The organism is Streptomyces sp. NPDC059851 (assembly GCF_042732005.1).
Lineage (GTDB): Bacteria > Actinomycetota > Actinomycetes > Streptomycetales > Streptomycetaceae > Streptomyces.
In genome coordinates this window covers 1-11,358 of record NZ_JBHWJJ010000193.1, presented here as the reverse complement: position 1 = coordinate 11,358, position 11,358 = coordinate 1, and the positions used below count along the sequence as shown (strand labels likewise).

General features: G+C 73.6%; 11 protein-coding genes. 4 read left to right on the top strand and 7 right to left on the bottom strand.

What is annotated here, in order from left to right; all coding sequences use genetic code 11:
- Nucleotides 1–139 precede the first annotated feature (139 nt).
- The 5 genes from ACFV7Q_RS36315 to ACFV7Q_RS36295 form a co-directional block, all read right to left on the bottom strand.
- Complete coding sequence (locus ACFV7Q_RS36315; protein WP_385435202.1) at nucleotides 140–331, bottom strand: DUF6126 family protein; 192 nt, start codon at nucleotides 329–331, stop codon at nucleotides 140–142.
- 235 nt (nucleotides 332–566) lie between these two features.
- Nucleotides 567–1,262 (bottom strand): HAD family acid phosphatase, encoded by a 696-nt coding sequence (locus ACFV7Q_RS36310; RefSeq protein WP_385435201.1) that lies wholly within the window; start codon nucleotides 1,260–1,262, stop codon nucleotides 567–569.
- Nucleotides 1,263–1,404: 142 nt separating this feature from the next.
- Nucleotides 1,405–2,163, bottom strand: a complete 759-nt coding sequence (locus ACFV7Q_RS36305) for a 3-hydroxybutyrate dehydrogenase (RefSeq protein ID WP_385435200.1) — start codon at nucleotides 2,161–2,163, stop codon at nucleotides 1,405–1,407.
- A 386-nt stretch (nucleotides 2,164–2,549) separates the two neighbouring features.
- Nucleotides 2,550–3,242 carry a beta-glucanase gene (locus ACFV7Q_RS36300; protein ID WP_385435199.1) on the bottom strand — a complete coding sequence of 231 codons (693 nt, stop codon included), beginning with the start codon at nucleotides 3,240–3,242 and terminating at the stop codon, nucleotides 2,550–2,552.
- Nucleotides 3,243–3,393: 151 nt separating this feature from the next.
- A complete protein-coding gene (locus ACFV7Q_RS36295; RefSeq protein ID WP_385435198.1) occupies nucleotides 3,394–3,798 on the bottom strand; it encodes a DUF5997 family protein in 405 nt (134 codons plus the stop codon).
- A 58-nt stretch (nucleotides 3,799–3,856) separates the two neighbouring features.
- Here ACFV7Q_RS36295 and ACFV7Q_RS36290 point away from each other — a divergent pair, with 58 nt between their 5' ends.
- Both ACFV7Q_RS36290 and ACFV7Q_RS36285 read left to right on the top strand, forming a co-directional pair.
- Nucleotides 3,857–4,705, top strand: a complete 849-nt coding sequence (locus tag ACFV7Q_RS36290) for a LysR family substrate-binding domain-containing protein (RefSeq protein WP_385435197.1) — start codon at nucleotides 3,857–3,859, stop codon at nucleotides 4,703–4,705.
- A 101-nt stretch (nucleotides 4,706–4,806) separates the two neighbouring features.
- The gene (locus tag ACFV7Q_RS36285) at nucleotides 4,807–5,547 is read left to right on the top strand and encodes a PP2C family protein-serine/threonine phosphatase (RefSeq protein ID WP_385435196.1); all 741 of its coding nucleotides are present in this window, start codon (nucleotides 4,807–4,809) and stop codon (nucleotides 5,545–5,547) included.
- 110 nt (nucleotides 5,548–5,657) lie between these two features.
- Here the strand turns inward: ACFV7Q_RS36285 and ACFV7Q_RS36280 are convergent, their stop codons facing one another.
- Complete coding sequence (locus ACFV7Q_RS36280; RefSeq protein ID WP_385435195.1) at nucleotides 5,658–6,794, bottom strand: site-2 protease family protein; 1,137 nt, start codon at nucleotides 6,792–6,794, stop codon at nucleotides 5,658–5,660.
- Nucleotides 6,795–6,872: 78 nt separating this feature from the next.
- Entirely contained in the window at nucleotides 6,873–7,226 is a 354-nt protein-coding gene (locus ACFV7Q_RS36275; RefSeq protein ID WP_385435194.1) for a hypothetical protein, read from the bottom strand.
- Nucleotides 7,227–7,457: 231 nt separating this feature from the next.
- Here ACFV7Q_RS36275 and ACFV7Q_RS36270 point away from each other — a divergent pair, with 231 nt between their 5' ends.
- Together ACFV7Q_RS36270 and ACFV7Q_RS36265 are read left to right on the top strand one after the other, a co-directional pair.
- Nucleotides 7,458–9,620 (top strand): hypothetical protein, encoded by a 2,163-nt coding sequence (locus ACFV7Q_RS36270; RefSeq protein WP_385435193.1) that lies wholly within the window; start codon nucleotides 7,458–7,460, stop codon nucleotides 9,618–9,620.
- A gap of 50 nt (nucleotides 9,621–9,670) precedes the next feature.
- The gene (locus ACFV7Q_RS36265; RefSeq protein WP_385435192.1) at nucleotides 9,671–11,317 is read left to right on the top strand and encodes a hypothetical protein; all 1,647 of its coding nucleotides are present in this window, start codon (nucleotides 9,671–9,673) and stop codon (nucleotides 11,315–11,317) included.
- Nucleotides 11,318–11,358 lie beyond the last annotated feature (41 nt).

Here is an 11,358-nt window from a genome sequence, read left to right as displayed (position 1 = left end):
TTTTAATCCCCCCCCCCCCCCCCCAACCACCCCCCCCAAACTGCGGCCGCTGTGCATTTTTTTACAACCCCCGGGGGGGGGGCGGGGCCCCCCCCCCCGGCCCCGCCCCGCCCGTTCTGCTGCGCGGCGCGCGGGGGGCTCACTTCTGGGCGTGCTCGCCCAGGGTGAACAGCAGCCAGATGAAACCGGCGAAGAGGTGCGTGCCGGCGATGTAGAAGAAGGCGCGCAGCGCGACGCCCTTGCCCTTCCACCGCTCGTAACCGGCCTCGGCGTCGTCCCGGCCGCCTTCGGGGCCCCGGCCGCCGCCGCGCACACGCTCCTGCTGCTCCATCACGGCTCCCGCTGCCCGATACCACCTGGTCGATCCAGAACCCGGCAAGTGTAGCCGCCCTGCCCCCGCCCCCTCCTGACCAGCACCCTCCCGGACGACGCCGGGCCCCGGGATCGACTCCGACGGCGCGGGCCGCTTCGCGGCGGTCCGCATCACGAAGCGACCCGAGGCCGGCCGGCCGGCGGTGTGGTCGGCCCGGGCGCGCGTCCGGCGGGGGCACGCCCGGGCCGGGGCGTCAGGAGAGCTTGCCGCCGTAGTCCGGCAGCTTGAAGGTGCGCTCGGCGTGGCCGCCGACCAGATCGCTCTGCTTGTTGCCGATGTTGGCGATGATCGTGTAGCCGCGGGCCTCGATCTCGGCGCGCTTGGCCGTCTTGTACGCGCTGACCTCGTTGAACAGGTCGGGCAGGTCCCGCACGTACAGCCCGGACACCGGGTAGCCGACCGACTTGAGGTTGTGCTCCGTGAGGGAGCCGATGATCCCGGGACGGGCGGTGACGAAGAAGATCGCGACGCCGCGCTCGTTGGCGTACCGGGTCAGGTCACGGACCTCGGAGATCGCCGGGGTCGGGAACTCCCAGAACCAGTGGAAGTCCGTCTCCAGCGAGGAGTTGTCGATGTCGAGGACGATCGCGGGCTTCTCGCCGGCGGGCGACTGGGCGATGCGCTGCTCGACGTACGGGCGGGCGGTCGCCATCACGGCGGCCACGTCACGCTTCCAGGTGCCGTAGTCGATGCCCAGGATGGCGGCGTTGCCGCCCGGCGCGGACGCGGTCGCCGCGGCCGGGGCGGCCGCAGACGGGGCGGCCGCAGCCGGGGCTGCCTGGGAGGTGCCGGCGGGCGCCAGGAGCAGGACGGCGGTGGCCGCTGCCGTGGCGGTCGCGGTGCCGAGCGTACGGAGACGGGTGCGGGTACGGATACGGGTGCTGCGCATGTGGGGGCGCTCCTCGTTCTGGCGGAATTGGCATGTACGCGGCCAGAATCGGCAAGATCGCGTGTCATGTCTACCGGTCGGTAGGAAATTTCTTCCGCCCCTCAGATGAACGCTCGGCCCGCGAGAAACCCGTGGTCATCCGTCAGGTAGCGGTCCAGCCGCCGTCCAAGGGAAGGGAGGTGCCGGTGAGGTGTCCGGTGTGCGGCCCGCACAGCCAGACGGCTGCCGCCGCCACCTCCTCTGGCTCGATCAGGCGCCTGACGGCGGACCGCGTCAGCAGCACGTCGTTCAGTACGTCGCCCGGGCTGATGCCGTGCGCGGCGGCCTGCTGACCGATCTGCGCCTCGACCAGCGGGGTGCGGACGTAGCCCGGGCTGATGCAGTTGCTCGTCACCCCGTACGGTGCCCCCTCGATCGCGGTCACCTTGCTCAACCCCTCCAGACCGTGCTTGGCGGCGACGTAGGCGGACTTGTACGCGCTGGCGCGCAGCCCGTGGACGCTGGAGATGTTGACCACCCGGCCCCAGCCGGCCCCGTACATGTGCGGCAGCACCCGCCGCAGCAGGAGGAACGGCGCCGTGACCATGACCTGCTGGATCAGGGTGAAGCGCTCCACCGGGAACTCGGTGATCGGGGCCACGTGTTGCAGCCCGGCGCTGTTGACCAGGATGTCCACGGCGTCGGGCAGCTCCCCGACCGCGGCCGGGTCGGCCAGGTCGACCACGTGTGCCCGCCCGCCGACGAGAGCCGCCACGGCCTTCGCGGACCCCTCGTGGACGTCGGCGACATGGACCTCGGCCCCTGCCTCCGCCAGGGCGACGGCACAGGCCCGGCCGATGCCGCTGCCGCCGCCCGTCACCAGCGCGGTGCGTCCCTGCGGTGAGAGAAGTTGGCTCGTCATGCCTGAACGGTAGGAGCGCGGCCCGGCCCGCGCCCATGGCCGCGGACGCCACACCCACGGGGCCGTGTGTGGTGACCTCCACCACGGGCGGCGAGACGCACGGGTCGGGGGCGCGAGGCGCACGGGGCCGGGGGGGGGCGAGGCACACGGGGCCGGCGCGAGGCGCACGGGGCCGGGGGAGGGAGAGGAGGAGGCCCGCACCGGGAGGACAATGGGCTGCCGCGAAACCCCGTACACCCCACCGGCCCCGCCCGGCCGTAACCCCACCCCCGGCCCCGCCCCGCCGTGCGCCCGCAGTAGCCCCCTCCCCCCAGTGCCGGGGCCGAGCCCCGCGGGCACGCCTGCTCCGCGGCGGGACGAATCGGCTAGGAGGCGGGGCGAATCGGCTAGGAGCGGTACACGCGGAGGTCCGTGACCTCGTACGACATCTCGGTCACCCCCGGCTCGGGAGCGGGGTGGTAGCGGCCGGCGCACACCGAGAGGTTCACGATGATGTACGCCCGCCAGCGCCGGCCGACGCCGCTGCGGTCGGCGTACACGCGGGTGCCGTTGACCCACCAGACGACCGAGCGGGCGCCGAACCTCACCTTGAGGTCCACCCATCCGCCCGGCTCCACGGCCGGGTTGCGGTAGTAGTGGGAGCCGCCACCGCGGACGTGGTTGGACAGTTCCAGCAGGTCGGGGTTGTCGGGGTGGTACTCGAAGACGTCGACCTCCTGTCCGCCGTCCCGCCAGGTCCAGATCGCGGGCCAGGCCCCTATCTCCTCCGGGAGCCGGACGCGTGCTTCCAGGACGTCCTCCGCGCGCAGCAGGAAGCCCTCCTTGCTGCCTTCGGTGGTGAGCAGGCCGGCGTCCCACTTGCCGTCCGGGCGGCGGGTGGCGCGGAAGGTGCCGCTGCGGCTGTAGGCGGGGTCGGCGGTGAGGTAGTCGAGTTTGTTGTCGCCGGGGTTGATGGGGCCGCCGTTGGGATAGGCCCAGGACCGTCCGGCGACCCACTGGGTCGTCGAGCTGAAGTCGGCCGTGAACACGGGTGCGGCCGCAGCGTTGCGGCGGAACCGTGCGAGGAGTTGCGAGATCACACGGAAGGCCTGCCCGGAGCACGGGCGGGCCACGCCGGGGGCCGGTAGCGGAACGGCCTTTGAGCGGGGGATGTGCACCGGTGCGCCGGGCCTGCTCCGGCGCACTCGGTGTCGGTACGGAGTGAGTGCGGTGCGGGTGGGGCGTGCGGGGTCAGGACTCGGACTGCTCCCGGCGCGCCGCGCGCTCCGCGTTCCGCTCCTTGATGCGGGCCGCTTCCTTGCGGACGTCCGCCTGCGTGGCGCGCTCCTTCTGGAGCCACTCCGGGTTCTGCTGCTTGATCGCGTCGATCTGCTCGGTGGTGAGGGCCTCGGTGACACCACCGCGGGCGAGGCCGGCGATGGAGACGCCGAGCCGGGCCGCGACCACCGGACGCGGGTGCGGACCGTTGCGTCGCAGCTCCCGCAGCCACTCCGGCGGGTCGGCCTGCAGCGCGTTCAGCTCGCTGCGGGAAACGACACCCTCCCGGAATTCCGCGGGGGTGGCTTCGAGGTACACACCCAGCTTCTTCGCCGCGGTGGCGGGCTTCATGGTCTGGGCGGTCTTGTGCGACGTCATGACGACAAGAATATCGAGCGTGTGCGCTACTCCTGACCACGCCCGGTAACCTGGCCGGGTGACAGGCTCGGAAGCACACCCCCCGCTCTCTCCCTCGTTCCGGCTCGCGTACGTCCCCGGAGTGACCCCCGGCAAGTGGGTTCGGATCTGGAACGAGCGCCTGCCCGACGTGCCGCTGGCCCTCGTCCAGGTGTCCGCCGCCGAGGCACCGGGCACCCTGCGTGACCGCGGCGCCGACGCGGGTCTCGTGCGCCTGCCGATGGACCGCACGGGCCTGTCCGCCATCCCGCTCTACACCGAGACCACCGTGGTCATCGTCCCCAAGGACCACCTCGTGGCCGCCGTCGAGGAGGTGACCGTCGAGGACCTGGCCGACGAGATCGTGCTGCACCCCCTCGACGACACCCTCGGCTGGGAGACCCCGCCCGGGCGTCCCGCGTTCGAACGTCCCGCGACGACCGCCGACGCCGTCGAACTGGTCGCGGCCGGCATCGGCGTCCTCGTCGTCCCGCAGTCCCTGGCCCGCCTGCACCACCGCCGGGACCTGACCTACCGACCGGTCACCGACGCGCCCGCTTCCCGGGTCGCCCTGTCGTGGCTGGAGGACGAGACCAGCGACCTCGTCGAGCACTTCATCGGGATCGTCCGCGGCCGTACGGTCAACAGCACGCGCGGCCCCCAGCCGGCCGCGGCACAGCCGAAGCAGCGGGGCCGTGCCGAGGCGAAGGGAGGCGGCGCGCGCGGTTCGGCGGCCGGCCGGCCGGCGGCGGGGAAGAGCCTGCGCGGCGGGTCCGGCGGCGCGGGCGGAGCCAAGGGCGCCCGCAACGCCAAGGGCGGCAAGGGAACCGGCAAGGCCACCGGCACCGGCAAGGGCGCCAAGGGCGGCAAGCCCCGCCGCCGGCCGTAGCCCGCGCACCGGCTCGCCGCCGGCGCCCGCGGCGGTCGACCCCGCGGCCCGGCCCGCTCCCCGGAGCGGCCGCGGGCCCGCGGCGTGACAATGGTGGTGCGATGCCGTACGTAGCCGTGAGCGCGCTGAGCCATGCCGGGCTGATACGGGACCACAACGAGGACAGCCTCGTCGTCGGACCGTGGACGCTGTGCGCCACCGTGACCCGCAACCCGCAGACCTTCGTCTTCCCCCTCGGCGAGCCCCTCGTCGTCGCGGTCGCCGACGGGATCGGCGGCCAGCCGGCCGGCGAGGTGGCCAGCGCGCTGGTGGTGCGCCAGCTAGCCGCGCTCGGACCCGTCCTGGCCAGCGAGGGCGCCGTCCGGGAGGCGCTGTCGATGTGCGACCAGGCGCTGTACGCGGCCGCCGACAGCGATCCGGGGCTGGCCACCATGGGCACCACGGTCGCCGGAGCCATCGTCCTCGCCGAGTCGCTGATCTCCTTCAACGTGGGCGACAGCCGGGTCCTCGACGCGACGCAGGAGGAGCTGTGCCAGGTGAGCGTGGACGACAACCCGCCCCTGGCGCCGGGGCAGCGTACGACGTCCCTGCTCACGCAAGCCATCGGCGGCGCCCGTCACAGCACCGGCATCACGCCGCACGTCTCCACGCGCGCCGTCACGGCGGGGGCCCGCTACCTGGTGTGCTCCGACGGGCTGACCGACGCCGTGCCGGAGGAGGAGCTCGGCGAACTGCTGCGGGTGCACGACGACGGCAAGGCCGCGTACGAGCTGTGGCGGGCCGCGATCGAGGCGGGCGGCCCCGACAACATCACCCTCGCGCTCCTGCGCATCGGCGAATAGCGAACAGAGGCGGGCGGCGAGCGTGCGGGGGAGGAGGCGAGCGTGCGGGGGAGGAGGGGAGTACCACCGCCCCGGCCCCGCCCCGGCCCGCCCCGGGTCCCCGGCCCGGCTCAGCCGGTCTCCCGCCCGCCTCCGCCCAATGCGTGCCGGCGCAGCATGCGGGAGATGTCCGCCGCCGTGACGATCCCGACCAGCCGCTCCCCCTCCAGCACCAGGATCGGCAGCCCGACACTGGGCCGCAGCGCGTCCAGCGCCTCCGTCAGTAGATCGCCCGGAGCGGCGACCGTGCACCGCTCCCGCGGCGTCGCCACGTCGCGGACCCTCAGCTCCTCCCGCTGCGCGGAGGGAACCGCGGCCAGCCGGGCCATGTGCACGATGCCGCTCGGCCGGCCGTCGAAGTCGAGCAGGGGCAGCACCGAGTGCCGCGCGTCCAGGGCCACCTCGTCGATGAACCGCGGTACGGCGAGCCAGTCCGCGCCGGTGACCACCGGCGCCGACATGGCGTCGGACACCCGCTTCCCCTCCAGGGCCGCGCGCAGTTCCGTGGTGCGCCGCTCGGCGCCCGCGACGACCGCCATGAACAGGCCCACGAGGACCAGCCACAGCCCGCCCGGTGAACCGCGCAGGAAGGAGATCCAGCCGAAGGCCGCCAGCAGCACGCCGAAGACCTGCCCGCTGCGGGAGGCCGCGCGTTCCGCCCGCTCCCGGTCGCCGGTACGCCACCACAGCAGTGCCTGGAGCACCCGCCCGCCGTCGAGAGGCGCAGCCGGCAACAGGTTGAACACCCCGAGGAACAGGTTCGTCCAGCCCAGCCACACCAGGACCGCCGCGGGCACCGCCCAGCCGGTCAACCTGTGGAGTCCGAGGCCCGCACCGAGCGCGGCGACCCCGACCGCGAGGCTGGCCAGCGGCCCGCTGACCGCCACTGCGAACGCCACCCCGGCGCTCTGCGGCCGACCCATCCGGGTCATGCCGCCCAGCGCCCACAGGGTCACGTCCTCCACGGAGATGTCCTTGCGGCGGGCGGTGGCCGCGTGGGCGGTCTCGTGCAGCAACAGGCTGCCCAGGAGCAGCAGCGCGCCGACGGCGGCGGCGACGGTGTACACGGTGTTCGAACGCCCCGGCGTCCAGGCGGGGAGGGTCTGGCGGCCGAGCCCGTACGCGAACAGCACCACCAGCAGCGGAACGCTCCAGTGCATCCGCAGGGGTACTCCGACCACCCGCCCGATGGGCACCGAGCCGTTCATCGTCGTCTCCTGCCCCTCGGAGCCGGACCGCCACCCCCATTGTCACTCCGGGGTGCGCAGGCGCCGCCCCGCCGGGGCTCAGCCTTCCGCGGCGACGGCGGCCGGTACGGCCTCCAGCTCCCACGCGTGGCGCTTGAACTCCTTCGAGAAGTCGGCGTGGTCCTCCCACTGGCGGGCGATCCCGCGCAGCACGTCCCAGTGGTGCTCCACCGACTGGTCGATGACCCGGCCCAGGGCCGCGTCCGCGGTGGCCCGCTTCTCCAAGAGCCCCCTGACCGCCGAGGCCTCCAGCACCGCGTTGCGCAGCGCCCGCAGCGCGCGGGAGGTGTCGTCCATCGCGAAGCCGCGCTCGCTGCCGGTCGCCTCGTCGAACAGCGGGGTGAGCCGCGCCTCGATGAAGGCGGTGATCCGCTCGAAGTGCTGCACGTCCATCGGGGCTCCCTCTCCGGCCGCACGGCGGCCCGGCACATCGCATGTCACGTTTCCGACCGCCGCCCCGGAACCGGCCGGAACGGCGCGGTTGCAGGATATCGGCCGAAGATCAGTAGCAGGACGGCCGTAGCAGCCCGACCGGATCCGCAGGATCCCCGTCGCTCCACGTCCTCCCGGTGTTACCTTCCGTGTCGTCGGTGTGCGCGTATCGATGATTCGGGGGGGCGGGGCATGATGAGCGCAACGGCGGAACTCGGCCATGCGGAGGGGACGGACGCGTTCCTGCGGCACATGATCTGGCGCTATCCGGACCAGCGGCAACCCGTGGTGGCCCTGCTCGGCCCGCGCCGGTCCGGCAAGTCCAGCGTGCTGCGGTCCCTGTCCCGGGGATGCGGGTCGACGGTGGTCCACGCCCACCTCGACTTCCACGAGACCCCGCTGGACCCCGTGTCCGCGACGGCCCTGGTCGCCTTCCAGATGATGCGCGGCTGGGACACGTTACGCCGCAGCCCGGTGTTCCACCGGTTCGCCCTCGGACTGCTGGCGCTCAACGAGGAACTGGAACCCGACCGCGCCCGCGCCACGGAGCAGATCCGCGACCTGATCCGGCACTACACGCGCAACACCCCCCGCGGCCGCTTCGCCTCCCGCCTCGAAAACGCCGTGGACGCCACGATGGACGTGGTGGTCACCGGCGCGCTCAGCCCGCTCGTCCAGGGCCCCCGCGAGGTCGCCGGAGCGGTACGGGACGGAGCCCGGCCCGTGATCGGATCGCTGTTGCAGAGCACCGCCCGCTGGGGCCTGCGCGACGCGCTGCGCTGGCACGTCGGCATCCCCGAGGCGGAGGCCGCCGGCTCCGTGGACGCCCTGATCAGGCTCAGCTCCGCATCCCGCTCGGCGGCGGTCGCACCGCTGCTGGCGGCCTTCCTCGCCGACGCCAAGGACCAGGCGGAGCGGCACCCGGCGCTGCGCTCCGCCTGTACCTGCGAGATCCCGGCGTCCGAGCCCGCCCGCGGTCGGCACGACCACGCCTGGGTGCTGTTCGTGGACGGGGCGCAAACCCCGGCCGGCCGCCGCTTCCTCACCGCCCTCGTCGCCGCCCGGATCCGCAACGAGCAGCACGCACCCGGACCGTTCGGCGCCGCGGACCCCCTCGTCGTCCTCGCCGCCTGTGACCAGTGGCAGCCGGAGTGGACCACCCGCTGGTGCGAGCCCTGGCGCACCAGCCCGCTGCCCGAGACCCCGCAGCGCCGCATCCCCCTGCTGTCCCGCGGCACCCGAGCGGTGTGGACCCGGCAGGGGGAGCCGGGCGGCGGCCCGGACCCGCTCGCGGCGGCCCACTACTGGTACCCGGTGTGGCTCGACCCGATGTCCGAGGAGCGCGCCGGGGACGTGGCCGCAAGCGGGGGCTCCCTGGCCGCGCCCGTCCCCCCGTCCGTCGCCCACGCCCTCACCGGCGGCCACTGGGGGGCCGCCCTCACCCTCCAGGAGCAGCGCGCCTCCGCACCACACGAAGCCGACGCCGCGGAACGGGACAGACCCCTGCCCGCCGCCGTCGACGCGAGCGGAAGACCCCTGTGGTCGCGGGCCCTGGAGGACAGCCTCCCCGAAGGGCTCGCCCCGCCCGGTCGGCAGTGGACCGCCGCGCCGCCCGCCGTCCTCGCCGCGGCGTACCTCGCCGACATGCGCACGGCCGACGACCCCCGCGTGCCGCCCGAGATAGCGGACCTGCCGCGCAGCCTGGAGCTGCTGCGCCGCAACCTGTGGGTCAGCACCTTCTTCCACCGCCCCTCCCTCATCCGGGAGGTCGGCTGGGGCGAGGCCGACCGACCCCCCGTCCTGCACCCCTGGCTGGGCCGCTGTGCGCTCACCGCCCTCGCCGCCGCCCCCGTCGCCCCGCCCGGGCCCGGCCAGCACACCCCGGCCGATCCCTGGCGCGAGGTGTTCACCCGGCAGGCCCAGGCCCTGGCCCCGCTGACGTCCGCCCACAACGGCTCGGCCGTCGCCCGCGAGGAGCAGCAGCTCTTCTACGCCCTGGTGCTGGGCGAGTTCCCCCCGGTCGCCGAAGCGCTCGCCCAGCGCTTCGACCGCGACCACCGCGCCTGGGTGCGGCTCCTCGACTACCTCGCCTCGGCGCCTTGCCGGCTCGTCCACGAGCAGTCCGTGCAGGAGGCGTACGCCCACCTCGTCGCCGGGATCGAACAGGCCGGCCGGGACGTCGTCTCGGTGGCCACCGCAAAGCTCCTCGCGCTGCTCTGGCTGTACAACGACCCGCTCACCGAGCGCAACCGGCGATGGGACGCCCAGATCGAAGAGGGCTTCGAACGCCTGGCACACAACTCCCGTCTGCTCGACGTCAGCGCCCTCCAGCAGGCCGGCGCCCGCTTCGCCTGATCCTTCCGCGCCACGCCCCGCGTGGCCGTGCGCACCGCTAGGAGTACTTCATGCCCGCAGGCGTACGCATTCCACGGTTCCTCCGGTGGCGCCGCCATCCGGTGGTGTCGGTGGTCGTCATCCTCCTGGTCCTGGCCGGCGCCGTCGTGGGCGGTGAGCGGATTCACCACATCGCCACACGGCCCGAACTGTCGTGCGGGAAGGGGATGACCGCCACCGGCAAGCCCCTGGCCTGCGTCGGGGTGAACATCGAAGGCAAGCCGTTCACGAAGGACGACCCGGACCGCATGCGCGCCCTCCAGAAGCAGGTGCGCGCCGCCAACGACGCGGTGACCGGGGAGGCCACCAGCGTCGTGCTGATGCTGAACCTGTCGCCCGTCCACGACGTGGACACGCTGACCCACGAGTCGCTGTACCACAACATCGAGGGCGCGATCACCGCCGTCTGGCGGGCGAACAACACCGCCGCGTACGGCAGCAAGCCCGGCGTCAAGCTCTACCTGGCCAACATGGGCAGCCAGTACGGGGCCTGGCAGCAGGCAGTGGACAGCGTCAAGCAGCACGCCCGGTCCGAGCGGATCTCGGCGGTCGTCGGCCTCGGCCAGTCCACCGAGGAGACCAGGCAGGCCGCCGCGGCCATCTCGTCCCAGCTGCACATCCCCGTCATCGGCTCCACGGTCACCGGCAACTCCATGAACCTGGACCCGGCCGATCCGACGGGCAAGAAGCTGATCCCGGACATGTTCCGCGTCGCGCCGACCAACACGGACACGGTGATCGCGGCCAACCAGTACGTCTCGGGACTGAAGCCGGCGGTCAGCTCGATGGCGGTGGTCGCCGACGGCGTCGAGGGCGACGACTACACGGCCACCCTGGCGGCCGAGGCCAAGGTCCGCTTCCAGGCCACCGACCGCACGGTGACGGTGCTGCCGTACACCTCGCCCCGCGACATGCCCAGCGGCGCGGGCCGCTACGACCACCTAGTGCAGCAGTTCACCCTGATGCACGCCAACCTGTGCCAGGCGGCCCCTTCCACCGTGTACTTCGCCGGCCGCGGCCGCGACCTGGGCGCCTTCGTCCAGACCTGGGTGCAGGGAGCGCCCTGCGGCATCGGGCAGTTGCACATCCTGGCCGGTGACGACGCCTCGGAGGCCATCCGCGACGACGTGGTCCTCAAGGGCATCGCCTCGGGCCGGGTCACCGTCGCGTACACGGCGCTGGCCAGCCCGGAGGAGTGGGGGAGCGAGTGCCCCGGATCGGACGCCAAGCGCAACTACGACCAGTTCTGGTCGGCGTTCACCGGCCGCCCCGACCCGTGCACGCAGCAGCCCCTGGCCACGACGCAGGGCGCGCAGCCGCCGCTGTCCTTCGATCCCGCGAGCCTGGCCAGCGGGCAGGCGATGCTCACGCACGACGCCGTGGCCGCCGCGGTCAGCGCGGCCCGGCGGGAGGGGGGCAAGGCGAAGACCCCGGGCCTGCTCACCGGCATCCTGCACCAGTTCTACTGCGCGCAGATGCTGCCCGGGGCCAGCGGGTGGCTGTCGTTCGGGAGCGAAGGGAACGCCGTCGGCAAGCCCATCCCCATCGTGCAGGTCAACGCGGACGGGACGACGAAGACGGCCGCCCTGACCTGGCCGAGCTCCGCGCCCAACCTGAACCTGCCGCAACGCGGCGGCACGGGAGCCCCGGGCTGCTGACCCGTCCTGCTCCCGGCCGGCCCCCGTCGACGCCCGTGCGT

What these genes read in the sequence shown, in the direction of transcription:
- ACFV7Q_RS36315 (WP_385435202.1), bottom strand. Translation starts at nt 331, where the DNA reads ATGGAGCAGCAGGAGCGTGTGCGCGGCGGCGGCCGGGGCCCCGAAGGC.
- ACFV7Q_RS36310 (WP_385435201.1), bottom strand. Translation starts at nt 1,262, where the DNA reads ATGCGCAGCACCCGTATCCGTACCCGCACCCGTCTCCGTACGCTCGGC.
- ACFV7Q_RS36305 (WP_385435200.1), bottom strand. Translation starts at nt 2,163, where the DNA reads ATGACGAGCCAACTTCTCTCACCGCAGGGACGCACCGCGCTGGTGACG.
- ACFV7Q_RS36295 (WP_385435198.1), bottom strand. Translation starts at nt 3,798, where the DNA reads ATGACGTCGCACAAGACCGCCCAGACCATGAAGCCCGCCACCGCGGCG.
- ACFV7Q_RS36285 (WP_385435196.1), top strand. Translation starts at nt 4,807, where the DNA reads ATGCCGTACGTAGCCGTGAGCGCGCTGAGCCATGCCGGGCTGATACGG.
- ACFV7Q_RS36280 (WP_385435195.1), bottom strand. Translation starts at nt 6,794, where the DNA reads ATGAACGGCTCGGTGCCCATCGGGCGGGTGGTCGGAGTACCCCTGCGG.
- ACFV7Q_RS36275 (WP_385435194.1), bottom strand. Translation starts at nt 7,226, where the DNA reads ATGGACGTGCAGCACTTCGAGCGGATCACCGCCTTCATCGAGGCGCGG.
- ACFV7Q_RS36270 (WP_385435193.1), top strand. Translation starts at nt 7,458, where the DNA reads ATGATGAGCGCAACGGCGGAACTCGGCCATGCGGAGGGGACGGACGCG.
- ACFV7Q_RS36265 (WP_385435192.1), top strand. Translation starts at nt 9,671, where the DNA reads ATGCCCGCAGGCGTACGCATTCCACGGTTCCTCCGGTGGCGCCGCCAT.